22 protein-coding genes and 1 tRNA gene are annotated in these 21,832 nt (G+C 71.8%); 16 read left to right on the top strand and 7 right to left on the bottom strand.

Translation table 11 applies throughout. The annotated features are described in order from the left end of the window. Positions 1-78: 78 nt before the first annotated feature. The 4 genes from ACP7BI_RS05610 (at position 79) to ACP7BI_RS05595 (ending at position 3,218) form a co-directional block, all read left to right on the top strand. Positions 79-1,512, top strand: a complete 1,434-nt coding sequence (locus ACP7BI_RS05610) for a helix-turn-helix domain-containing protein (protein WP_425844286.1) — start codon at positions 79-81, stop codon at positions 1,510-1,512. Between the two features lie 187 nt (positions 1,513-1,699). Further along, the gene (locus ACP7BI_RS05605) at positions 1,700-2,347 is read left to right on the top strand and encodes a three-helix bundle dimerization domain-containing protein (protein WP_425844285.1); all 648 of its coding nucleotides are present in this window, start codon (positions 1,700-1,702) and stop codon (positions 2,345-2,347) included. Between the two features lie 8 nt (positions 2,348-2,355). Further along, positions 2,356-2,811, top strand: a complete 456-nt coding sequence (locus ACP7BI_RS05600; protein WP_425844575.1) for a helix-turn-helix transcriptional regulator — start codon at positions 2,356-2,358, stop codon at positions 2,809-2,811. Beyond that, positions 2,808-3,218: a VOC family protein gene (locus ACP7BI_RS05595; protein WP_425844284.1), complete on the top strand. Its 411-nt coding sequence runs from the start codon at positions 2,808-2,810 to the stop codon at positions 3,216-3,218. Before ACP7BI_RS05600 ends, ACP7BI_RS05595 begins: the two co-directional genes overlap by 4 nt. 13 nt (positions 3,219-3,231) lie before the next feature. Here ACP7BI_RS05595 and ACP7BI_RS05590 read toward each other — a convergent pair whose 3' ends face one another. The 7 genes from ACP7BI_RS05590 to ACP7BI_RS05560 all read right to left on the bottom strand — a co-directional run bounded on the left by ACP7BI_RS05590 (position 3,232) and on the right by ACP7BI_RS05560 (position 8,721). After that, the gene (locus ACP7BI_RS05590) at positions 3,232-4,113 is read right to left on the bottom strand and encodes an alpha/beta fold hydrolase (RefSeq protein WP_425844283.1); all 882 of its coding nucleotides are present in this window, start codon (positions 4,111-4,113) and stop codon (positions 3,232-3,234) included. A gap of 106 nt (positions 4,114-4,219) precedes the next feature. Further along, a complete protein-coding gene (locus tag ACP7BI_RS05585; protein ID WP_425844281.1) occupies positions 4,220-6,412 on the bottom strand; it encodes a heavy metal translocating P-type ATPase in 2,193 nt (730 codons plus the stop codon). Positions 6,413-6,536: 124 nt separating this feature from the next. Further along, positions 6,537-6,860 (bottom strand): heavy-metal-associated domain-containing protein, encoded by a 324-nt coding sequence (locus ACP7BI_RS05580; RefSeq protein WP_425844279.1) that lies wholly within the window; start codon positions 6,858-6,860, stop codon positions 6,537-6,539. A gap of 31 nt (positions 6,861-6,891) precedes the next feature. Beyond that, positions 6,892-7,173 (bottom strand): metal-sensitive transcriptional regulator, encoded by a 282-nt coding sequence (locus tag ACP7BI_RS05575; protein WP_425844574.1) that lies wholly within the window; start codon positions 7,171-7,173, stop codon positions 6,892-6,894. 86 nt (positions 7,174-7,259) lie between these two features. Then, positions 7,260-7,850: a TetR/AcrR family transcriptional regulator gene (locus tag ACP7BI_RS05570; protein ID WP_425844277.1), complete on the bottom strand. Its 591-nt coding sequence runs from the start codon at positions 7,848-7,850 to the stop codon at positions 7,260-7,262. 96 nt (positions 7,851-7,946) lie between these two features. Continuing rightward, positions 7,947-8,019: transfer RNA gene (locus ACP7BI_RS05565), tRNA-Arg, on the bottom strand. A gap of 63 nt (positions 8,020-8,082) precedes the next feature. Beyond that, positions 8,083-8,721, bottom strand: a complete 639-nt coding sequence (locus tag ACP7BI_RS05560; RefSeq protein ID WP_425844275.1) for a TetR family transcriptional regulator — start codon at positions 8,719-8,721, stop codon at positions 8,083-8,085. A 414-nt stretch (positions 8,722-9,135) separates the two neighbouring features. Here ACP7BI_RS05560 and ACP7BI_RS05555 point away from each other — a divergent pair, with 414 nt between their 5' ends. From ACP7BI_RS05555 to ACP7BI_RS05500, 12 genes are all read left to right on the top strand, one after another. Next, positions 9,136-10,806, top strand: coding sequence for a GspE/PulE family protein (locus ACP7BI_RS05555; RefSeq protein ID WP_425844274.1), 1,671 nt, complete (start codon positions 9,136-9,138; stop codon positions 10,804-10,806). Continuing rightward, entirely contained in the window at positions 10,803-12,041 is a 1,239-nt protein-coding gene (locus ACP7BI_RS05550) for a type IV pilus twitching motility protein PilT (RefSeq protein ID WP_425844273.1), read from the top strand. Before ACP7BI_RS05555 ends, ACP7BI_RS05550 begins: the two co-directional genes overlap by 4 nt. Beyond that, on the top strand, positions 12,038-13,264 hold the full coding sequence (locus tag ACP7BI_RS05545; RefSeq protein ID WP_425844272.1) for a type II secretion system F family protein: 1,227 nt from the start codon (positions 12,038-12,040) through the stop codon (positions 13,262-13,264). Before ACP7BI_RS05550 ends, ACP7BI_RS05545 begins: the two co-directional genes overlap by 4 nt. A gap of 70 nt (positions 13,265-13,334) precedes the next feature. Next, entirely contained in the window at positions 13,335-13,790 is a 456-nt protein-coding gene (locus ACP7BI_RS05540) for a type IV pilin protein (protein ID WP_425844271.1), read from the top strand. Between the two features lie 57 nt (positions 13,791-13,847). Further along, positions 13,848-15,176, top strand: coding sequence for a carboxypeptidase regulatory-like domain-containing protein (locus tag ACP7BI_RS05535; protein WP_425844270.1), 1,329 nt, complete (start codon positions 13,848-13,850; stop codon positions 15,174-15,176). Continuing rightward, positions 15,173-15,877 carry a PulJ/GspJ family protein gene (locus ACP7BI_RS05530; RefSeq protein ID WP_425844268.1) on the top strand — a complete coding sequence of 235 codons (705 nt, stop codon included), beginning with the start codon at positions 15,173-15,175 and terminating at the stop codon, positions 15,875-15,877. The genes ACP7BI_RS05535 and ACP7BI_RS05530 overlap by 4 nt, the downstream gene beginning before the upstream one ends. Then, the gene (locus tag ACP7BI_RS05525) at positions 15,877-17,574 is read left to right on the top strand and encodes a hypothetical protein (protein ID WP_425844267.1); all 1,698 of its coding nucleotides are present in this window, start codon (positions 15,877-15,879) and stop codon (positions 17,572-17,574) included. The genes ACP7BI_RS05530 and ACP7BI_RS05525 overlap by 1 nt, the downstream gene beginning before the upstream one ends. Then, on the top strand, positions 17,571-18,395 hold the full coding sequence (locus ACP7BI_RS05520) for a prepilin peptidase (protein WP_425844266.1): 825 nt from the start codon (positions 17,571-17,573) through the stop codon (positions 18,393-18,395). The genes ACP7BI_RS05525 and ACP7BI_RS05520 overlap by 4 nt, the downstream gene beginning before the upstream one ends. 9 nt (positions 18,396-18,404) lie before the next feature. After that, a complete protein-coding gene (gene pilM / locus ACP7BI_RS05515; protein WP_425844265.1) occupies positions 18,405-19,439 on the top strand; it encodes a type IV pilus assembly protein PilM in 1,035 nt (344 codons plus the stop codon). Then, on the top strand, positions 19,436-20,179 hold the full coding sequence (locus ACP7BI_RS05510) for a hypothetical protein (RefSeq protein WP_425844264.1): 744 nt from the start codon (positions 19,436-19,438) through the stop codon (positions 20,177-20,179). Before pilM ends, ACP7BI_RS05510 begins: the two co-directional genes overlap by 4 nt. Next, positions 20,176-20,886, top strand: a complete 711-nt coding sequence (locus ACP7BI_RS05505) for a hypothetical protein (RefSeq protein WP_425844263.1) — start codon at positions 20,176-20,178, stop codon at positions 20,884-20,886. Before ACP7BI_RS05510 ends, ACP7BI_RS05505 begins: the two co-directional genes overlap by 4 nt. Before the next feature lie 41 nt (positions 20,887-20,927). Beyond that, the gene (locus ACP7BI_RS05500) at positions 20,928-21,719 is read left to right on the top strand and encodes a transglutaminase-like domain-containing protein (RefSeq protein WP_425844261.1); all 792 of its coding nucleotides are present in this window, start codon (positions 20,928-20,930) and stop codon (positions 21,717-21,719) included. The last annotated feature ends 113 nt before the right edge of the window (positions 21,720-21,832 follow it).

Raw genomic sequence — 21,832 nt, 5'->3', positions numbered from 1 at the left:
ATGCGTTGAGAACGCTCGGTCGGACGCACCCCGGCGGGCGCGGTGCAAGGATCGACGTTTCTTTCGTATGCTGGGTGCATGGTCGACGCAGCAGTCCTGGGGCACCGCATCCGTCACTTCCGCACCGCGACGGGGCTCACGCTCGACGCGCTCGGCGAGCGCATCGGGCTCGCCGGCAGCCAGCTCTCGCTCATCGAGAACGGCCACCGCGAGCCGAAGCTCAGCCACCTGCAGGCGATCGCCGAGACGCTCGGAGTCTCGACCGGCCAGCTGCTCGACCCCGAGCCGCCGAGCGAGCGCAGCCGCATGGAGCTCGACCTGCAGCGGCTGCAGGAGGGCGCGAGCTACAAGCGGCTCGGGCTGCCGGTCGTGCGGCCGACGCGCGCGATGGGCGACGACGTGCTCGGCGCCCTCGTGGGCTTGCACCGCGAGCTCGACCGGCGCGCGCGCGAGGCGATCGCGACGCCCGAGCAGGCCCGCCGCGACGCGACGGCCTTGCGCCACACGATGCGCGAGCGCAACAACTCGCTGCCCGAGATCGAGGAGCTCGCCGAGGAGCAGCTGCGCGCCGTCGGCTACGAGGGCGGCAGCCTCACGCACCGCACCGTGAGCGAGATCGCCGCCCGCCTCGGCTTCGAGCTCGTCTACGTCACCGACCTGCCGCACTCCACGCGCTCGGTCACCGATCTCGAGAACGGCCGCATCTACCTGCCGCCCGCGTCGATCCCCGGCGGCCACGGCCTGCGCTCGATGGCGCTGCAGGCGCTCGCGCACCGGCTGCTCGGCCACCAAGAGCCGCAGGACTACCAGCAGTTCTTGCAGCAGCGGCTCGAGATCAACTACTTCGCCGCCGCGACGCTCATGCCGCGCTCGCGCGCCGTCGACTACCTGCGGAAGGCGAAGAAGGAGCGGAACCTCGCCGTCGAGGACTTCCGCGACGCGTTCGGCGTCACGCACGAGACCGCGGCGATGCGCTTCACGAACCTCGCGACGACCGACCTCGACATGCGCGTGCACTTCCTGCGCGTGCAGGAGGACGGCGCGCTCTCGCGCGTCTACGAGAACGACGGGCTGCCCGTGCCCGTCGACGCATCCGGCCACGCCGAGGGGCAGCTCGTCTGCCGCAAGTTCGCCGCCCGCACGGCGTTCGAGCGCACGAGTCGCACGACGGAGTTCTACCAGTACACCGACACGCCGAACGGCACCTTCTGGTGCTCGACGCAGACGGGCTCCGGCACCGACGGCGAGTTCTCGATCTCCTTCGGTGTGCGCTTCGACGACGCGAAGTTCTTCCGCGGCGCGCAGACCGCGTTCCGCGAGGTGTCGACGTGCCCCGACGAGCGCTGCTGCATCCGCCCGAGCGACGGCCTGCAGGAGCGGTGGCGCCAGCGCTCGTGGGCGTCGGCGCGCATGCACCAGCACACGCTCGCACCGCTGCCGTCGGGCACCTACCCGGGCGTCGACGACGCGGAGCTCTACGAGTTCCTCGAGCGGCACGCGCCGGTCATCTGAGCCCTGCGCACAACGCAAGCCCGCGGGACGCGATCCGCGGCGCGCGGCTGCCCCGCTGCCCGCCCGCCGCGGAGCTCGCCGTCGCGGCTTGCGTTGTGCGCGTGCGAAGCGGCAGCGGCCAGGGGCCTTGAGCGGCGGCGCGCGGCGCGCCTAGCCTGAAGTCGCCACGTCGACCGAAGGAGCCGACATGACCGAGCGATCCGGCGGGCCCGACTCGCCCGACGAGACGCTGCGCCGCGGCGCTCGGCACCTCGCCGACTCGCATCCCCGGCTCGACGCGCGCCTCATCGAGCGCATCGTCTTCGAGTCGCACGCGACGCTCGCGCGCGGGGCGCGCAGCCGCACGCACCTCCCGGCGCTCGCGCTCAAGTTCGCCGCCGATCGGCTGCGCGCGCTCGAGGTCGCCGACGGCGCGGGGGAGGGCGGCCCGGGGGAGAGCAGGCCCGTGCGCGTGCTCGTCGAGTCGATCCGCAACGACGGCATCTCGCAGATGGCGGCCGCGTTCCTCAACGCGCTCGGCGACGGCCGGGTCGAGGCGCTCTCGGCGGCGATCAATCCCGCCGACCAGGTGCTCCGCACGGTCGTCGACGTGATGGAGGAGGACGGCGTCCCGGTCGCCGAGAGCTACCCGAAGCCCGTCACCGACGACATCGCCCGCGCCGCCGACGTCATCATCACGATGCTCATCGAGCACCCCTTCGACCTCCGCGACGGCCAGCGCATCGAGGCGTGGGACTTCGACGACCCCGCCGGCCTCGGCACCGACGAGGTGCGACGCATCCGCGACCGCGTGCGGCGGCAAGTGGCCGAGTTCCTCGCCGCGCTCCCGGCGTGAGCGGGCGCATGGCCGACCTCGACGAGCTGCGGCGCCTCCGGCGGGCGCGCGACCGCATGGACCGCGAGTTCGCGCGGCCGCTCGACGTCGCCGCGATCGCGCGCACGGCGCTCATGTCGCAAGCGCACTTCAGCCGCCGCTTCCGCGAGGCCTACGGCGAGACGCCCTACGCCTACCTCATGACGCGCCGCATCGAGCGGGCGGCGGCGCTCCTGCGCACGGGCGACGTGTCGGTGACGGATGCGTGCATGCGGGTCGGGTGCTCGAGCCTCGGCTCGTTCTCGGCGAGCTTCACGAAGCTCATGGGCGAGACGCCGAGCGCCTACCGCGCGCGCGAGCACGAGGCGCTCGACGGCATGCCGGGCTGCCTCGCGATGGTGCTCACGCGACCGCGCAAGGGCGACCCGTCGAGCATCTTCCGAGAAGCGCGGCGCGCGATGCCGGCCCTAGCCTCGAGCGCATGAGCATCTCCATCAGTGCAGTGCACGTGATCGTCGACGACCCGGATGCGGCGGTCGGGTTCTACCGCGACGTCCTCGGGATGACGGTCACGAGCGAGGTCGAGAACGAGGGCTACCGCTGGGTGACGCTCTCGCTCGAGTCGCAGCCCGACATCCAGATCGTCCTCTCCCATCCGCGCGCGGGCCGCTCCGAGCAGGACGGCGAGGCGATCGCCGCGCTGCTCGCCAAGGGCGAGCTCGGCAGCGTCAACCTGCGGGCGAGCGACCTCGACGGCGTCTTCGACCGGGCCGCCGCGCACGACGGCGTCGAGATCGTGCAGGAGCCGACCGAGCAGTTCTGGGGGGTGCGCGACATCGCGCTGCGCGATCCCGCGGGCAACCTCGTGCGGATCGAGCAGTCGGCAGGGTGAGCCGGGCCCGAGCTCAGACCGTCGGCGCGAGCTCGGCGAACTCGAGGATGCGGCGGGCCACCTCGGCAGGCGCCTCGTCGACCACCCAGTGCCCGGCGTGCGGCACCTCGTCGACGCGCATGTTCGGGGCGAGGCGATCGAGGCCCTCGAGCGCCGATCGCGGCACGACCGGGTCGTCGGCGCCGAGCAGCACGAGCGTGGGTATCGCCGGCAGCCGGTCGCGGTAGCCGCCGCGCGCGATGCGCATGAACTCGGGCACGACGAGCTGCCGGTAGGTGCGAGAGCCCGCGCGCGCCCGTTCGGGCTCGCGCAGGCGGGCGACGTACGCCTGGCGATCCCGCTCGCTCACCCCGCCGTGGGCCGCGAAGGTCGAGAAGAGCCACTGCGGCAGCCGCTGCCCGCCGCCGCCGAGGAGCCGCTCGCCGAGGCCCGGCACGGCGAGCGCGTACTGGAACCACAAGTACCGGGCGGAGCGCAGCATCGCCGGCGTCATCTTCAGGTACATGGGCGGGATCGAGAGCACGACGAGCCGCGAGACCCGCTCGGGGTGGTCCATCGCGAGCGCGAGCGCGCCGAGCGCTCCGATGTCGTGCCCGACCACGACCGCCTTATCGATCGCGAGGGCGTCGAGCAGCTCGACGAGGTCGCCGCACATCGTGTCGAGCCGGTAGGGGCTGTCGGGCGCCTCGCTGCGGCCCGCGCCACGCAGATCCGGCGCGATCGCTCGAGCGTGCGGCTCGAGGAGCGGCATCACGCGCGACCACTCGCGCGAGCTCTGCGGGAAGCCGTGCACGAGCACGACCGGCGTGCCGGAGCCCGCCTCGACCACGTGCATCCGCAAGCCCGGCAGGTCGAGGAACCTCCCGCCCTCGACCGATCGCGATTCGCGCGCCATGGTCACCCCCGGAGGAGCCGCGACGCCGGCACGGCGTCGAGTGGCGCCGATGCTAGACCTGCCGCTCGCGGCGCGCCAGAGCAGAACTGCACGCCGCGCGCATCGCTCACGCCGTCGGGCGGAACCAGCGCAGCGTGAGCGAGTGCAGCACGACGAAGACGCTCGAGAAGGCCATCGCCGCGCCCGCGATGAGCGGGCTCAGCATGCCCGCCATCGCGAGCGGGATCGCCAGCACGTTGTAGGCGAAGGCCCAGAAGAGGTTGCCGCGGATGGTGCGGAGCGTGCGGCGGGAGAGCGCGATCGCATCGGCGGCGCCCGCGAGGTCGCCGTGCACGAGCGTGATGTCGGCGGCCTGCTGCGCAGCGTCGGTGCCGGTGCCCATCGCGAGGCCGAGATCTGCCGCCGCGAGCGCCGCGGCGTCGTTGACGCCGTCGCCGGCCATCGCGACCTTCGCGCCGCGAGCCTGCTCGGCACGCACGGCGTCGACCTTCTCGGCGGGGCTCACGCCGGCGATGACGCGCTCGATGCCGACCTCGTCGGCGACCGCGCGGGCGGCGCGCTCGTGATCGCCCGTGAGCATGACGACCTCGACGCCGAGCCCCGCGAGCCGCTCGACCGCGGCGCGGCTCGTCGCCTTGACGGTGTCGCGCACGCCGATCACGGCGCGCATCCGGCCGTCCCACGCGACCGCGAGCGCGGTCGCGCCCTTGCCCTCGAAGCGCTCGAACGCATCCGCGAGCTCGCCCGGCATCGACACGCCCCAATCGTCGGCGAGCCACGCGGGCTTGCCGACCTGCACGGCGTGGCCCTCGGCGACGCCCACGACGCCGGCGCCCTGGGCGGCGCGCACGTCGCTCGCGACCGGCGCGTCCGGCGCAGCGGCCGCGATCGCCCGCGCGATCGGGTGCTCGCTCGCGCGCTCCACGGCGGCCGCGACGCGGAGCGCCTCGTCGGCGTCCTCGCCGAAAGCCGCGACGACGCCCTCGACGCGCATCCGGCCCTCGGTGACGGTGCCGGTCTTGTAGACGAGCATCGCCGAGATGCCGCGGCTCGACTCGAGCACGCGAGCGTCGCGGATGAGCACGCCGAGCTCGGCGCCGCGCGTCGTGCCGACGAGCAGCGCCGTCGGCGTCGCGAGCCCGAGCGCGCACGGGCAGGCGATGATGAGCGTCGCGACGGCGGCAGTGAAGGCCGCTGCGACGTCGCCGGTGAGCACGATCCAGCCGATGAGCGCACCGAGCGCGAGCACGAGCACCGCGGGCACGAACCACTGCGAGACGCGGTCGGCGAGCCGCTGCACGTCGGCCTTGCCGTCCTGCGCGCGCCGCAGGAGCGAAGCGATGCGCTCGAGCTCGGTGTCGGCGCCGATGCGGCGCGCCTCGACGACGAGCATGCCGTGGCCGTTGATCGTCGCGCCGACCACCTCGCTGCCCGTCGTCACCTCGACGGGGAGCGACTCTCCCGTGAGCAGCGACGCGTCGATCACCGACGCGCCCTCGACGACGACCCCGTCGGTCGCGATCTTCTCGCCCGGCACGACGCGGAAGCGGTCGCCGACCGCGAGCTGCCCCACCGGGATGCGCTCGTCGCCCGTCGCGCCGACGCGCGTGACCTCCTTCGCCCCGAGGCGCGCGAGCGCGCGCATCGTCTGCTGGTTCGAGCGCTTCGCGCGCGACTCGATGAGCCGGCCGGCGAGCAGGAAGACCGTCACGAGCGCGGCGACCTCGAGGTAGAGCTCGTCGCCGTGCCCGCCGAGCCACGACATCTCCATGCGCATGCCGATGTGGCCCGCATCGCCGAGCACGAGCGCCCACAGCGACCAGCCGAGCGCGGCGGTCACGCCGAGCGAGATGAGCGTGTCCATCGTCGCGGCACCGTGCCGCAGGTTGATCGCGGCGGCGCGGTGGAAGGGCCAGGCGCCCCATACAGCGACCGGCAGCGTCAGCACGAGCGCGACCCACTGCCAGCCGGGGAACTGGAGGGCGGGGATCATCGAGAGCAGGCCGACGGGCACGGCGAGGGCGGCGGATGCGATGAATCGCGTCGCGAGGCGCGTCCCGTGCTCGTCGCGCTCGGTCTCGGGCGCGGGCAGCGCGGCGGTGTAGCCGGTCTGTTCGACGGTGCGGATCGCATCGTCGACGGTCATGCCGCTCGGGAGCGTCACGCGCGCGACCTCGGTCGCGTAGTTGACGCTCGCCTCGACGCCGGGCAGCTTGCCGAGCTTGCGCTCGATCCTGCCGGCGCACGACGCGCACGTCATGCCGCCGATCTCGAGCTCGACAATCTGCGCTTCAGCCATGCGACGACTATACCCCCCAGGGGTATCCCCTGTCCCGTTGGTCGGGTAGACCGGCGCAGCCGGTCGTATCGAGACCAAGAGCGCCGGCCCCCTCAAGGGAAGCCGGCGCTCTCGAAGCCATCACTCAGACGAGGGTGTAGCCAGCCTCGCTCACGGCCGCGCGCACGTCGTCGACCCGCAGTGCCGCATCCGACGCCACCGTGACCGTCGAGCGGCCGCCGGGGACGAGCTGGACCTCGACGCCCTCGACGCCGGCGAGGCCCGAGAGCTCCTCGGTGACCGACGAGACGCAGTGGCCGCACGTCATGCCCTCGACCTCGAAGGACTGCGAGACGGCGCCGTCGGCAGCCGGTGCGGGCGCGTGGCACGCGCCGCCGCAGCAGCCGCCGGCCTGGGGCTGCGCTTCGGCCTCGGCGGGGGTCGACATGATCTCGATGTTCTGCAGCATGGGTTGCCTTCCTAGGGGAGGGGGATCGGGGTCACGACCGCACGAGGCGCGCGATCGCGGCGCTCGCCTCGCTCAGCTTCGCCTGCGCGACGGGGCCGCCGCGCTCTGCCGCCTCGGCGACGCAGTGCGCGAGGTGATCCTCGAGCAGCTGGAGCGCGACCGTCTCGAGCGCCTTCGTCGCGGCCGACACCTGGGTGAGGATGTCGATGCAATAGGCGTCCTCGTCGACCATGCGGGCGACGCCGCGCACCTGGCCCTCGGCGCGACGCAGGCGCTTGAGGAGCGCATCCTTGTCAGCCGTGTAGCCGTGCACCGAGTGAGCAGGCACCGGGTGAGCAAGCACCGAGTGGTCGATCATGATGCGCCCATCATACCCCCGAGGGGTATGCGGGACAAGCGTCAGGCGACGGCGCTCTGCACCTCGGGCGAGGTCCAGCTGCGCCAGATCGCGGCGAGCAGCGCGTCGAAGAGCTCGTCGGCCTGCTCGGCGGGGTAGAGGCCGAGCAGCTCGAGCGTGATGAAGCCGTGCACGCCGGCGAAGATCGTGCGCATCGCGGTCACGGGGTCGCCGTGCAGCGTGCCGGCGTCGATCGCTGCGGTCACGGCGTGCAGCAGCGGGCCGGTCGTGCTCTCGCGCGCCTCGTCGACGGCGCGGGAGTCCTCGCTGCGGCCGAACACCACCTGGAACATCGCGGAGTGCTCGCGCGCCCACGAGCGCATCGCGTGCGCGAGCGCGGGCACGAGCTCTGCGGGCTCCTCCGCCTCGATCGCGTGCTGCGCGTCGACGAAGGAGCGGGCGGCGCGGACGGTGATCGCCTCGACGAGCTCGCCCCGCGAGCCGAAGAGCGAGTAGACCGCCGACGTGGAGGTGCCCACCGAGGCGACGAGCGGGCGCAGCGAGAAGTCGGGGCCCTCGACCGCCATCAGATCCGTGGCGGCTTCGAGCAGGCGCTGGCGCAAGTGCTCATCGTGGAGGCGAGGTCGTCCCATGAGGCAAACCCTATGTGCTTTCGTCCTGGCGACTGGATGCGCCCACCGTGTGTTGCGGGGGCGCGGGGTGTGTGCTTCTTCGACAGCGCCTGTCGGTGCCCCCAGCAGGATTCGAACCTGCGGCCTTCTGCTCCGGAGGCAGACGCTCTATCCCCTGAGCTATGGGGGCCGGGCTGCGCGAGGCAGCGTCGATCAATCTACCACCGAGGCGACGAGCCGCCCGACCGCCGGCTCACTCGGCCGAGCTCAAGCCCGCCTCGAGGTCGTGGAACGCCTGGTCGACGAGCTCGGCGATCTCGCTCGCGCCGCCGTCGGCGTGCATCCACATGCGCATCGCCGTCTTGACCGCCGTGCTCGCGGCGCCGGCGACGAGCCGCGGGTAGCGGTCGGCCTCGGCGTCGAGGCCGGCGCGTTCCGCGACCAGCGCGCGCACCGCATCCTCGAACGCGTCGTACTGCGCCGCGCGCTGCAGCTGCAGCGTGGGGTGCCGGTCGATGAGCTCCTCGCGCCGCCGCAGCACCTTGGCCTCGGCCTTGCTCATGCCGCGCATGTGCGCGACGAGCGTCTCGCGCAGCGACTGCAGCGGGGGCTCGTCGGCCGGCCGCGACTCGACGCCGTGCAGCAGGTCGAGCGGCGCGGTGCCGTCGACGGCGAGCACCGCCGCCTCCTTGGAGGGGAAGTAGTTCGAGACCGTGCGCGGCGACACGAACGCGCGCTCGGCGATCTGGTCGATCGTCACGTGGTCGAGGCCGCGCTCGAGCGAGAGCTCGAAGGCCGCTTCGGCGATCGTGCGGCGGGTCAGGCGCTTCTTGCGCTCGCGAAGGCCGAGCATCGGCTCATCGTCGGCGCCGGTCTGGGCTGTCGGGGACATGGGGCCTCACTGGGGCGAGGATCGGCAGCTCGTGCGCGTCGACCCGCCCACTGGGGCACGGCCGGGATCGGATGCGCAGTCGTGCTCCGTCGGTACGGTGCCGACGCGGGCGCGACGGCGTCGCAAGTCTGCGCGTGGCGCGCCTGCCGGTCAAGCCGAACGTGCTCGATGCGCACGAATGCTGAGGGAGCACCCCTTTCCTGAGGTTTCCTTGAGCATCCCGAATGTTGCGTGGCGAGCAATCGGTGTGCCACTCTCACCGCAGTCGATCTCCCCAGGATCGATCGAAGCACCCCAGCACCGGAGCCCCCAGCTCCAAGGCCCTGTCACGAAGGTCCCTGAGATGTACGCACAGTCGTGTGCGGCCGTTGCGCTCTGCGCCGACCGCTCGGCGCGCAAGAATGCGCGGACGCCATGGCGTCGCTGACGTACTTGCTGGCTCGTCGCGGCGAGCTCTCGATAGCTCGCCGCGACCAGCTGCTCGCCGCCGGCCTCGACGACGAGAGCGCCGTGCGGGCCCTCGTCGAGGACGGCACGATCACCGGCGCCCAGGCAGCGCGAGTGCGCGCCGAGCAGGCGGGCCTGCCGTTCGTCGTCGTGAGCGAGATGAACGTCGACCGCGTCGCGGCCTCCCGGGTGCCGAGCGCGATCGCGCGCCGGCACATCCTCCTCCCCGTCGCGCACGAGGAGGGCCGGCTCGTCGTCGCGATGACCGACCCGGCCGACGTGCTCGCGATCGACGACGTGCGCCAGGCCTCGGGCCTCGCCGTCGAGCCCGTCGTCGCCGAGCGCGGCGACCTGCTCGCGGCGATCGACCGCTTCCACCGCGCCGACTCCGAGCTGAGCGACATCACCTCCACGATCCAGGAGGAGCAGGAGCAGGCGGCCGCCGCCGACCCCTTCGGCTTCGGCATGGCCGACGCCGCCGACGAGGATGCCCCGATCGTGCGCTTCGTCAACCTGCTCGTCAACCAGGCCGTGCAGGACCGCGCGAGCGACATCCACATCGAGCCCGGCGAGTCGTCGGTGCGCGTGCGCTTCCGTGTGGACGGCGTGCTGCACGAGATGCAGTCGGCACCGAAGACGATGCAGCAGGGCATCATCTCGCGGCTCAAGATCATGAGCGACATCGACATCGCAGAGCGCCGCCGCCCGCAGGACGGCCGCATGTCGGTCATGCACGGCGGCCGCAAGGTCGACCTCCGCGTCGCGACGCTGCCGACGGTGTGGGGCGAGAAGGTCGTCATGCGCATCCTCGACACCGGCGGCACGCAGCTGCAGCTCTCCGACCTCGGCCTGCTGCCGCACAACTTCGAGCGCTACCAGGCGTCGTACAAGAAGCCCTACGGCATGATCCTCGTCACCGGGCCCACGGGATCCGGCAAGTCGACCACGCTCTACACGACCCTCCACGCCGTCGCGCGCACCGAGGTCAACGTCATCACGGTCGAGGACCCGGTCGAGTACCGGATGCCCGGGGTCAACCAGGTGCAGGTGCACGCGAAGGCGGGCCTCACGTTCGCGGCCGCGCTGCGCTCGATCCTGCGCTCCGACCCCGACGTCGTGCTCATCGGCGAGATCCGCGACCACGAGACGGCGCAGATCGCGATCGAGGCGTCGCTCACCGGCCACCTCGTGCTCTCGACCCTGCACACGAACGACGCCCCGAGCGCCGTCACCCGACTGACCGAGATGGGCATCGAGCCCTTCCTCGTCGGCTCGGCCCTCGACTGCGTCGTCGCCCAGCGCCTCGCCCGCCGCCTCTGCGACCGCTGCAAGGAGCCCGACCTCCGCAGCCCCGAGCAGTTCGCGGCGATGGGCTTCGAGATCGGCGGCCAGCTCGGCGTGCACCGCGCGGTCGGCTGCACCCACTGCTCCGGCACCGGCTACCGCGGCCGCATCGCGATCCACGAGGTCATGACGGTCTCGGAGGAGATCGAGCGGCTCACTGTCGAGCGCGCCTCGACCTCCGAGGTCGCGCGCGTCGCCTCGCAGCAGGGCATGCGCTCGCTGCGGCAGGACGCGTGGGAGAAGGCGACGCTCGGCCTCACGACGGTCGAGGAAGTGCAGCGGGTGATCGTATGAGCATCGACGTCGAGGGCATGCCGACGCGCGCGGCGCTGCGCCAGCAGTGGGCGCAGACCGAGGCGCCCGCTGCCGCCTCGACCGCCTTCCCGACCCCGACCGGCAGCGACGGCGACCTGCTGCTCGCGCTCGAGACCGTCGTGCGCGCCGGCGCGTCCGACCTGCACGTGACGGCGGATGCGCATCCGACGATGCGCCTGGACGGCAAGCTCCTGCCGCTCGAGGAGTACGGCGTCTGGTCCGCCGCGCGGGTGCAGGCGGCACTCACCGCGATCATGTCGCCGGAGCAGCGCGAGATCTTCGAGCGGGAGCTCGAGCTCGACTTCGCCTACGACCTGAGCGCCGAGGCGCGGTTCCGCGTCAACATCTACCAGCAGCGCTCCGCTCGGGGCGCGGCCTTCCGCCTCATCCCCACGCGCATCCGCACGGTGGAGGAGCTCGACCTGCCGCAGGGCATCACGCGCTTCGCGACCCTGCCGCGCGGGCTCGTGCTCGTCACCGGACCGACCGGCTCGGGCAAGTCGACGACGCTCGCGGCGCTCATCGACCTCATCAACCGCACGCGCGCGGAGCACATCGTGACGGTCGAGGACCCGATCGAGTTCATGCACCAGCACAAGAAGGCGGTCGTCAACCAGCGCGAGGTGGGGCACGACACCCACTCGTTCGCGGCGGCGCTCAAGCACGTGCTGCGCCAGGACCCCGACGTCATCCTCGTCGGCGAGATGCGCGACCTCGAGACGATCTCCGTCGCCCTCACCGCCGCCGAGACCGGCCACCTCGTCTTCGCGACCCTGCACACGCAGTCGGCGGCGCAGACGATCGACCGCATCATCGACGTCTACCCGCCGCACCAGCAGGGCCAGGTGCGGGCGCAGCTCGCCGCGACGCTGCAGGGCATCGTCTGCCAGACGCTCGTGCCGCGCGCGAGCGGCAAGGGCCGGGTCGCCGCGAGCGAGATCCTCATCGCCACCTCGGCCGTCTCGAACCTCATCCGCGAGGGCCAGATCCATCAGATCGGCAGCGCGCTGCAGTCGGGCGCCTCGCTCGGCATGCGCACGCTCGACCAGCACCTCGCCGACCTCGTGAACCGCGGGGTCATCAAGGAGGATGCGGCGCGCGAGAAGGCCCACAACGTCGACGAGCTGCGCGGGATGCTCGCGACAGGCGGCATGGCGCCCGCGCTCGACACGGGCGTCGACTTCGGCGACTCCTTCTCGAGGGGGCAGCGATGACCTCGACGAAGACGTGGGCCTACAAGGGCCGCGAGCGCGACGGCAGGCTCGTGAAGGGCAAGCTCGACGCGCCCACCCAAGCGGCGGCGCTGTCCCGGATGCGCGACATGGGCCTCTCGCCCGTGAGCGTCGACGAGGCGGCGATGGGCACGGGCCTCAACCGCGAGATCAACCTCAGCTTCGGTCAGGCGGTCAAGCTCAAGGACCTCTCGGTCATGGCGCGGCAGATGTCGACCATGATCGGCGCCGGACTGTCGCTCCTCCGCACCCTCCACATCCTCTCGGAGCAGACGGACAACAAGACGCTCGCGAAGGTGCTCACCGAGGTGCGCAGCGACATCGAGACGGGCGGCACGCTCTCGCAGGCGTTCGCGAAGCACCGGAACGTCTTCCCGCCGCTCATGATCCACCTCATCGCCGCGGGCGAGACGGGCGGCTTCCTCGACGACGCGCTCGATGCGGTCGCCACGGCCTTCGAGAAGGAGGTCAAGCTCAAGAGCACCGTGCAGTCGGCGATGGCCTACCCGATCGTGGTCGTCGGCATGGCGATCGTCGCCGTCATCGCAATGATCTGGTTCATCGTGCCGATCTTCGAGGGCATGTTCGCCGACCTCGGGGGAGCGTTGCCGCTGCCCACGCAGATCCTCGTCACGATCTCGGCGAACATGGTGTGGCTCGGCCCGCTGCTCTTCGTCGCGGCGATCGCCTGCAGCGTCTGGTGGGGCAAGAACAAGCACGCGCCCGAGGTGCGAGCGGTGCTCGACCCCGCGCTGCTGAAGCTCCCCGTCTTCGGCGACCTGCTGCGCAAGATCGCGCTCGCGCGCTTCACCCGCAACTTCTCGGCGCTGCTGAAGGCCGGTGTGCCGATCGTGCTCGCGCTGCAGGTCGTCGGCGAGATCTCGGGCAACAGCGTCATCCTGCAAGCCTCGAACCGCATCGCCGACGCCGTGCGCGAAGGCCGTCCGGTCGCCGAGCAGCTCGCGCTGGAGCCCGTCTTCCCGCCGATGGTCGTGCAGATGGTCGCGGTCGGCGAGGACGCCGGCTCGATGGAGCTCATGCTCTCGAAGATCGCCGACTCCTACGACAGCGACATCGAGTCGACGACCGCGCAGATGACGTCGATCATCGAGCCGATCCTCATCGCGGGTGTCGGTGCGCTCATCGGCGGCATGATCATCGCCCTCTACATGCCTGTCTTCTCCATCTTCGAGCAGATCAACTGACGCGCTCGTCCCACACGTATCCGACCCCTGTCCCTCACCCCAACCCCCAACCAGTAAGGAACCACCCATCATGCAGAAGATGCTTCAGCTGCTCGGCGACCGCCGCGCAATGCTGCAGGAAGAGGGCAAGTCGCAGCGCGGCTTCACCCTCGTCGAGCTCCTCGTCGTCGTCATCATCATCGGCATCCTCGCCGGCATCGCGATCCCCGTCTTCCTCAACCAGCGCGAGAGCGCGTGGCGTGCCGAGGTCGAGTCGGACCTCAAGAACGCGGCACTGGCGGCTGAGACCTTCAGCGTTGAGAAGGGAGGCACGTACACGGGCCTCGACGAGACCGCGCTTGCGGCGCAGGGCTTCCAGCAGTCGCGCGGTGTGGCGACCGACACGTACATCGTCGTCGCCGTCACTGACTCGGGCCGGAACTTCACGATCACTGGTCTGCACCCTGACCTGGGCGGCGACTCGCTCGTCTACAACAGCGCAGCAGGCGGCCTTCAGCCGTGGGTTGAGGCACCGACCACGCCGTAGTCGGCAAGGGGCGGACGGCGAGGCGCCGCCCCCGAGTACGGCAGAGAGGAGAGCACCATGCGCAGCCTCCGAGAGCGTCTTCGCATCGCCACCAGCGGCGACCGCGGCATGACGCTCATCGAGGTGATGGTCGCCATGTTCGTCTTCGCGATCATCTCGACCATGGTGCTCTCCTCTCTGCTGCAGGTGCTGACGGCCAACCGCACCTCCGAGGCCAAGCACGTCGCCGCCAACCTCGCGGCGGCCGAGATCGAGCTCGCGCACGACGTACCCGACCTCTTCGACCTCGTCGATGAGACCCGATCACAGGTCGTGAACGGCACGACCTTCACCATCCGCCGCGAGACCGCCTGGGTCACCGACAGCTCCGCCGACGAGGCGTGCGGCACGGGCGGCGGCAACCTCCGCTTCAAGCGCGTCAATGTGACCGTGTCGTGGGAGAACATGCCCGCGTCCGTCCCTCCCGTGCGCGCCGACACCGTCGTCGACCCGTCGCAGCGCCTCAACGACCCCGCGAAGGGCACGATCCTGGTCTCGGTCATCGACGCATCCGGTGCCGGCGTGCCGGGCACGACGGTCTCGCTCACCGCGACGTCCGACGGCGCGCCCGTGCCGGCGACCACGACCGATGCCCAGGGCTGCGCCTACTTCCTGCAAGTGACGCGTGGCGTCTACGACGTGACGATCACCAAGAGCAACCACATCGGGGTGTCGCTCGAGACGACCCCGAAGAAGCCCGACGTCAGCGTGCAGCCGGGCACCACCTCCAGCATCGGCTTCCAGTACGACCGGGCGGCGTCGCTCAGCGCGACGCTCGCGCCCGGCGAAGGGCCGGTGCTGTTGCCTCGTGACTTCCGGCTGTCGTTCATCAGCACCTACGGCGTGACGAGCGCGCCCCTCACCGGCGGCTCCACGACCGCCCGGTCGAACCCGACCTTCACCGTGCCGCTGCATCCTCGCGTGACCTACCGGCTGCTCGGGGGCAACTACGGACGCGAGACGGGATCCGAGTGCACGGCCTCCGATCCGAACGCATGGCCGGAGACGACGCTGCTCGACATCGAGCTGAGCGCCGGCGCGGCACCCGAGGTCAGCGCCGACCCCGGCAGCGCCGTTGTGCGAGACATTCCGCTCGGCCTCGTGCGCATCGGCAGCACCGCCAACAACCTCGTGGCGACGCCCGCCCCCGGCGGCCCCGGCGAGCCGACCTGCGGTCCGACCTTCACGCACACGTTCGGCTCGGTCGCGAGCGGCACGACGATCGCGCTGCCCTACGGCACCTGGCGCCTGACGAGCAGCTCGGGGGCCGTCACCGCGACGGTCGTCTCTCGCGGCTCGTCGCTGCTCGACGTCGTCACCCTCGACCCCAGACAGCCGGCACCGTGAGCGGGGGAGTCGAGCGCCGCGGAGGCGAGCGCGACCGGGGATTCACGCTCATGGAGCTGCTCGTGGCGATCTCGCTGCTCGCGATCGTGACGACGCTCGTCACCACCATGATCGTGGCGCTCGCACAGACGTTCTCGCGTCAGGAGTCGGAGCAGGACAGCTCGCGCACCGCCGCCGCCGCGATGCAGCGGATCAGCACCGTCATCCGGGCCGGTACCGAGGTGCCCCGCTCGTCGACGTGGCAGCCGCTGCCGGCGTTCGAATCCGCGCGCGCCGACTCGCTCATCGTGAACGCCTACCTCGATCCCGCGACGGCCACCGTCGGCCCGACGCGCGTCCGCCTCGCGGTCAACACCGCCGGCGAGCTCGTCGAGACCCGCTGGGTCGCGAGGCGCTCGGCGGGGGACTGGGTCTACGACACGACGCCGAGCCTCAACCGCGTCGTCGTGCGCGACGTGGCCCCTCGAGGGACGTCGGTGGGCGGGAGCCCGTCGCCCGAGCTGTTCACGTACCTCGGCGCCACGGGCGCCCCGATCGCTCTGCCGGCGAGCGGAGAGCTCACGGAGGTGCAGCGCCGCGAGGTGGTCGCGGTGCGGGTCTCGCTCGTCGTGCAGACCGCCGCGGGCACCGACGCGGCGCCCGCGCAGCTCGTGAGCACGGTGTCGCTGCCCAACCTGGGCCTCACGAGAACGGGGATCTGATGCGCAAGCAGCTGAGGATGATGATCGAGGAGCGCGACAGCGGCGTCGCGCTGATCCTCGTCATCGGCATCGGGGCGCTGGTCGGAGCCCTGCTGACCACCGCGATCGTCATCGCGGTGTCGAGCACGCGCCACGCTCGCGACGACGCCGACTGGCAGGGCGCGCTCGCCGCGGCCTACGCGGGCGTCGAGGAGTACCAGAGCCGGCTCGCCGCCGATCCCTCCTACGTGCTGCAGGGCAACTCCGCCGCGCCCTTCACCGCCGCCAGCACGGTGGTCGACGACGCGACCAACCCGGCCTTCGGCTTCGCCGGGAGCTGGGCGACCGTACCGGGCAGCGACGGCACCGCGAGCTTCCGCTACGAGGTCGACTCGAGCACCTACGCGATGGACGGCACGCTGCGCCTGCGCTCGACCGGTCGAGTCGGCACCGAGACGCGCACGATCGTGACCGACCTGCGGCAGTCCGACTTCCTCGCCTACCTCTACTTCACCGACTACGAGATCGAGGATCCCGCGATCTACGGCCGCTCCAGCAGCTGCGTCAAGCACGCGTGGGCGGGGCGCACGTCGACCTGCGCGACCGCGATCGCCTTCAGCGGCGGCGACGAGATCCGCGGGCAGGTGCACTCGAACGACACCATCTATGCGTGCCAGGCCACCTTCCACGGCCGTGTAACGACGCCGTACAACCCGGGCTCCGGACCGCGCTACCTGCGGCCGAGCGGCTGCGGCTCGACGCCTGACTTCCGGGTCAAGGATCCCGCTCGCAACAACTCCCCCTCGCTCATGGGCGTGCTCGGCATGCCGGAGACCAACTCCGAGATCCGCACCGCGGCGCTCGATGGGGGCTGCCTCTACACCGGCCCGACGACGATCACCTTCAACTCCGGCGGCACGATGACCGTGCGCTCGCCGTGGACGAAGCAGACTCGACCGGGGGCGGCCAACCCGACGCCGAGCGAGTGCGGCCTGCCGGGCACGGGCACGAACCGGCTGGGTCCCGGCGTCACCGTTCCCGTGCCCGATCGCGGCGCCGTCTACGTGCAGAACGTCCCGGCGTCGTCGAGCGACCCCAACGGCCGCCTCGCAGGAGAGGCGGATGCGACGAACTGCCGCGGGGCGGACGGGCGGACCACCGGCAATGGTCTGGGCTACCCCGCCAACAACGAGACGGCGCCCGCCGCGATCGACGGCGTGGCGGCCTACGGCTGCCGGAACGGCGACATCTTCGTGCAGGGCACGCTGCGCGGCGAGGTGACGCTCGCGGCCGAGAACTACGTCTACGTCGTGGGCAACACCCGGTACGCCGACCGCGACCGTGACATGCTCGGCCTCATCGGCAACAACATGGTGTGGGTCTACAACCCGGTCATCAGCAGCCGCACGCGGCCGACGAGCCTCACCATCGACGCTGCGATCCTCTCGCTGCGCAGCTTCACGGTGCAGAACACCGTGACCGAGAACGCGTCGGGCTACTCGTCGCCGACGCTCACCGTGCGCGGCTCGATCGCGCAGCGCTTCCGCGGCGTGGTCTTCCGCAACCCTGGCAGCGGCTACATCAAGGACTACCAGTACGACCCGCGACTGCTCCACCGGTCGCCGCCGCACTTCCTCAATCCCGTGTCGATCGCCTACGGCGTCACGACCTGGATCGAGACGCCGCCCGCGATCGACGCGAACGGGGCCTTCCGATGATCGCCGCCGCCGCGGTGACGGGAGGCTTCGGGCTCCTCATCGGGTCGTTCCTCAACGTCGTCATCTTCCGGGTGCCGGCCGGACGCTCGATCGTGCGCCCGCCGAGCAGCTGCGGCGGCTGCGGCGTGCGCATCCGGCCGTTCGACAACGTACCGGTGCTCAGCTGGCTGCTGCTGCGCGGCCGCTGCCGTGCCTGCAGCGCGCCCATCTCGCCGCGCTACCCGCTCATCGAGCTGCTCACGGGCATCGTGTTCGCTGCCGTCGCCCTGCGCTTCGCGCCGTGGGAAGCGCTCGAGCCCCCGTCGCTCGCGGCGATCGGGGCGGTGGCCGAGACGCTCGCGTTCGCGGCGCTTGCCGCCGTCGGGATCGCGCTCGCCTGGATCGACATCGACACGCAGCGGCTGCCCGACGCGATCGTGCTGCCGTCGTACGCCGCGGTCGGGCTCCTGCTCACGGCGGCCGCCGCGGCCACGGGAGAGTGGGGCTCGCTGCTCCGCGCGGCTGCCGGCGCCGGAATCCTCTTGATCGCGTACTTCGCGATGGCCTTCGCGTACCCGGCCGGCATGGGGCTCGGCGACGTCAAGCTCGCGGGGCTGCTCGGCATGGCGCTCGGCTGGCTCGGTTGGGGCGAGCTCGCGGTGGGCGGATTCGGCGCGTTCCTGCTGGGCGGCGCGTTCGCCCTCGTGCTCGTCGCCCTCGGCCGCGCGGGGCGCGGCAGCGGCATCCCGTTCGGCCCGTGGATGCTGCTCGCGGCCGCCGTGGCCGTCTTCGCAGGCGTGCCGATCTGGCACGGCTACCTGCACCTCGTAGGACTCGGATAGGGGGAACCGATGGCGAATAGCACGGTCGGGCTCGACATCGGCGCGACGGGCATCCGCGCCGCCGAGGTGACGCGCGGCCGCAAGGGCCTCGCGCTCGCTCGCTACCACTCGATCGCGCTCCCACCCGGCGCAGTCGTGCGCGGTGAAGTCAACGAGTCGCACGTCGTCACCGGCGCGCTGCGCGAGCTCTGGAAGCGCGGGAGGTTCTCGAGCAAGCGCGTCGTCCTCGGGGTCGGGAACGATCGCGTGCTCGCGCGCGAGCTGACAGTGCCAGCGGCGCCGCTGCCGATGATCCGCGAGTCGCTGCCGTTCCAGGTGCAGGACCTGCTGCCCGTGCCGATCTCCGAGGCGATCCTCGACTTCTACCCGATCAGCGACGCCGGGCAGGGGCAGGTGCACGGCCTGCTCGTCGCGGCCGTCAAGGAAGGCGTGCTCTCGACGATCGAGGCCGTGCGGCGCGCGAAGCTCGAGCCCGTCGCGGTCGACTTCGTACCGTTCGCGCTCACGCGCGCCCTGCCCCAGCGCCTCGACGACCGCGACGCGATCGCGGTCGTCGACGTCGGCGCCCACACGACCACCGTCGTCATCTCCCGCGAGGGTGTGCCGCACTTCGTGCGCATCATCCCTACGGGCGGCGACGAGGTGACGCAGACCCTCCACTCCCGCCTGCAGCTCGAGCGGCCCGTCGCCGAGGACGCGAAGCGCGCGCTCGGGCTCGGTATACAGGGCTTCATGCCGCACGAACAGCCCGTGATCGAGGCGATCCGCGAGGTGACGGGCGAGCTCGTGACGGGCGTGCGCAACACCGTCTCCTACTTCGCGAGCGCACGGCCCGACCTGCCCGTGCGCCGCGTCGTGCTCACCGGCGACGGCGCGAGCCTCGGCGGCTTCTCGGCGGCGCTCGGGGAGGTCATGCGGATGCCGATCGACTGGGGCGACCCGCTTGCATCGATCGCCGTGCGGGAGCGGGACAGGCAGCGCACGAGCGCGGAGGCGAACCGGTCGGCCGTTGCGCTCGGGCTGGCGATGCGGAGCGCAGCATGAAGGTCTTCGGGATCACCGTAGGCGCGGGCGGGGACCCGCAGCCGCTGATGCTCGGTGCGCAACCGGTCGTCAACCTGCTGCCGCCTGAGGTGCTCGCAGCCCGCCGAAGCCGCGGAGTGCGCCACGCTGTCGTGGCGGTCGCGGTCGTGCTCATCGTCGGCGCGGGTGGCGGGGTGGCGGCCGCGAAGGTGCAAGCGGTCGCGGCCGAGGTCGAGCTGGCCGCTGCGCAGGCCCGCACCTCCGCGCTGGTCGCGCAGCAGGCCGAGTTCGGCGACGTGCTCGCCGTCGAGGCCGAGATCGCCGAACGGGTCGCGGCCCGCCACGTCGTCACGAGCACCGAGATCGAGTGGCGGTCGATGATCGACGCCTTCCTCGCGACGCTCCCGCCCGACGCGACGCTCACAAGTGTCGCTGCGGAGGGCAGCTCGCCCATGGCGCTGCACGCGCAGCCGATCGCGCCCTTGCAGGGCGCCCGAGTCGCGACACTGACCTTCGCGGTCGAGAGCGATGCGCGGCTGCCACAGGTGCTCGACGCGCTCGCGACGCTGCCCGGGTTCGTCGATGCGCAGGTGCCGGTGGTGACCGCCCTCGAGACCGGGAGGATCGAGACGATCTTCGTACTCCACGTGGGCGAGGAGGCGTACGCCAACCGCTTCCCGCCCGAGGCGGAGGCGGGCGCCGAGGCGAGCGAGGATCCCTCGACGGATGCCGACGCTGGCGCTGAGGAGGATGAGGGATGAACGGCGCGGATCGGCTCTGGAGCCTCGGCGCGGGCGTGCTGGCCGCCGGCATCGCGGTCGGTGCGTGGTTCGGCGTGATCTCGCCCGACCTCCGCACCGCCTCGACGGCCCGGGAGGACCTCGCGATGGTGGAGCAGCAGAACGTCATCCACGGAGCACGGCTCGAGGCGCTCGAGCAGTCGGCCTCGCTCATGGACGAGTACCTCGCGACCCGTGACGAGCTCGCGCAGGGCATCCCGAGCGAGCTGGCGTACTCCGACTTCCTGCGCCAGCTCGACGCCTTCGCGGTCGAGGCGGGCGTCACGATCGACGCCGTCGCCTCGATCGACGCGGTCCCCTACGTCGCGCCGGTCGCGGACGAGTCAAGCGCGCCGGTCGTCGAGGACGCGGCGACCGGCGAGGAGGCGACCGCCGGCGAGGGGGGCGCCGCCGCGCCGGCGCCCGCCAACCCGGCCGCCGCCCCGAGTGCCCCGATGCCGTACAGCGACCCGCTCGTGACCGGGCAGAACCTCGCCGCCGTGCAGGTCACGGTCAATGCCTCGGGGGAGACCGCGCAGCTGCGCGACTTCCTGCAGCGCATGCAGCTCGGCACGCGGCTCATCTCGATCACCGGTGCGAACATCACTACGGAGACCGACGCCGAACCCGGCAAGGCCGAGATTGTCGGCTACCTCTATGTCCTCCAGCCGAGCGGTATCAGCCCCTGATCGACCCGTCTCCGAGAGGACGGTGTGGGAGGATCGGTGCAATGCGCACCGCCCACGCCACCTTCTCGATGTCGCTCGTGGGTGAGACCGACGTCACGCTCCTCGTGCTCCCGGCGGCGGCCTACGCATCCGATGAGCGCATCGACGTGACCGTCGACGACGCGCCCGTCGAGTGGCGCATCCAGCCCGCGGCCCACGACACCCGCGAGCTCGTCTTCACCGCACCCGCGGGGCAGCTCGAGGTCGAGATCCGATCGGCCGTCTCTGGCCTCGAGCGGCCGATCGACGAGGGCGACCCGGCGCGCTACCTCGACGACTCGCGCTACGTCGAGGGCAGCGCGCTGCGCGGCTTCGTCGACGAGCGCTTCGGTCGCGCGAGCGGCCACGAGCAGATCGCGGCGATGCGCAACTGGATCGCCCGCGGCTTCACCTACTCGCCGTCGCTGTCGGAGATCGACGACACCGCGGTCGACACGATCCGCAAGAGCGGCGGCATGTGCCGCGACTACGCGCACGTCATGATCGCCCTCGCGCGCGCGGCCGGCATCCCGGCGCGCTACGTCGGCGTCTACGCGCCCCGCCTGCAGCCGCCCGACTTCCACGCCGTCGCCGAGGTGCTCATCGACGGGGAGTGGTTCGTCGTCGACCCCACAGGGCTCGCGCCGCGGCAGAGCCTCATCCGCATCGCGACCGGGGCGGATGCGCTCGAGACGGCCTGGGCGACGACGGCTCGGAACCCGATCACGCTGCAGTCGGTGGCGGTGCGGGCGGAGGACGAAGCGCTCGAGGAGGGTGCCGTGGACGACGTGCGGGCGCTCGTCAGGATCGGCTGACGGGTCTCGATACGCCCGCTGCGCGGGCTACTCGACCAACGGGTGGGGGTGGTCTCGATACGCCCGCTGCGCGGGCTACTCGACCAGCGGGTGGGACCGCGGGCTACTCGACC

The sequence above is a fragment of the Agrococcus sp. TSP3-2-1 genome (assembly GCF_049897585.1).
In the GTDB taxonomy this organism is placed as follows: domain Bacteria; phylum Actinomycetota; class Actinomycetes; order Actinomycetales; family Microbacteriaceae; genus Agrococcus.
The sequence above is the reverse complement of the archived record's forward strand: the minus strand, read 5'-3'. Positions and strand labels throughout refer to the sequence as shown.

Bases quoted from the DNA above. Each gene is read 5' to 3' on its own strand.
- ACP7BI_RS05610 (WP_425844286.1), top strand. From the start codon at position 79: ATGGTCGACGCAGCAGTCCTGGGGCACCGCATCCGTCACTTCCGCACC.
- ACP7BI_RS05605 (WP_425844285.1), top strand. From the start codon at position 1,700: ATGACCGAGCGATCCGGCGGGCCCGACTCGCCCGACGAGACGCTGCGC.
- ACP7BI_RS05600 (WP_425844575.1), top strand. From the start codon at position 2,356: ATGGCCGACCTCGACGAGCTGCGGCGCCTCCGGCGGGCGCGCGACCGC.
- ACP7BI_RS05595 (WP_425844284.1), top strand. From the start codon at position 2,808: ATGAGCATCTCCATCAGTGCAGTGCACGTGATCGTCGACGACCCGGAT.
- ACP7BI_RS05590 (WP_425844283.1), bottom strand. From the start codon at position 4,113: ATGGCGCGCGAATCGCGATCGGTCGAGGGCGGGAGGTTCCTCGACCTG.
- ACP7BI_RS05585 (WP_425844281.1), bottom strand. From the start codon at position 6,412: ATGGCTGAAGCGCAGATTGTCGAGCTCGAGATCGGCGGCATGACGTGC.
- ACP7BI_RS05580 (WP_425844279.1), bottom strand. From the start codon at position 6,860: ATGCTGCAGAACATCGAGATCATGTCGACCCCCGCCGAGGCCGAAGCG.
- ACP7BI_RS05570 (WP_425844277.1), bottom strand. From the start codon at position 7,850: ATGGGACGACCTCGCCTCCACGATGAGCACTTGCGCCAGCGCCTGCTC.
- ACP7BI_RS05560 (WP_425844275.1), bottom strand. From the start codon at position 8,721: ATGTCCCCGACAGCCCAGACCGGCGCCGACGATGAGCCGATGCTCGGC.
- ACP7BI_RS05555 (WP_425844274.1), top strand. From the start codon at position 9,136: ATGGCGTCGCTGACGTACTTGCTGGCTCGTCGCGGCGAGCTCTCGATA.
- ACP7BI_RS05550 (WP_425844273.1), top strand. From the start codon at position 10,803: ATGAGCATCGACGTCGAGGGCATGCCGACGCGCGCGGCGCTGCGCCAG.
- ACP7BI_RS05545 (WP_425844272.1), top strand. From the start codon at position 12,038: ATGACCTCGACGAAGACGTGGGCCTACAAGGGCCGCGAGCGCGACGGC.
- ACP7BI_RS05540 (WP_425844271.1), top strand. From the start codon at position 13,335: ATGCAGAAGATGCTTCAGCTGCTCGGCGACCGCCGCGCAATGCTGCAG.
- ACP7BI_RS05535 (WP_425844270.1), top strand. From the start codon at position 13,848: ATGCGCAGCCTCCGAGAGCGTCTTCGCATCGCCACCAGCGGCGACCGC.
- ACP7BI_RS05525 (WP_425844267.1), top strand. From the start codon at position 15,877: ATGCGCAAGCAGCTGAGGATGATGATCGAGGAGCGCGACAGCGGCGTC.
- ACP7BI_RS05520 (WP_425844266.1), top strand. From the start codon at position 17,571: ATGATCGCCGCCGCCGCGGTGACGGGAGGCTTCGGGCTCCTCATCGGG.
- pilM (WP_425844265.1), top strand. From the start codon at position 18,405: ATGGCGAATAGCACGGTCGGGCTCGACATCGGCGCGACGGGCATCCGC.
- ACP7BI_RS05510 (WP_425844264.1), top strand. From the start codon at position 19,436: ATGAAGGTCTTCGGGATCACCGTAGGCGCGGGCGGGGACCCGCAGCCG.
- ACP7BI_RS05505 (WP_425844263.1), top strand. From the start codon at position 20,176: ATGAACGGCGCGGATCGGCTCTGGAGCCTCGGCGCGGGCGTGCTGGCC.
- ACP7BI_RS05500 (WP_425844261.1), top strand. From the start codon at position 20,928: ATGCGCACCGCCCACGCCACCTTCTCGATGTCGCTCGTGGGTGAGACC.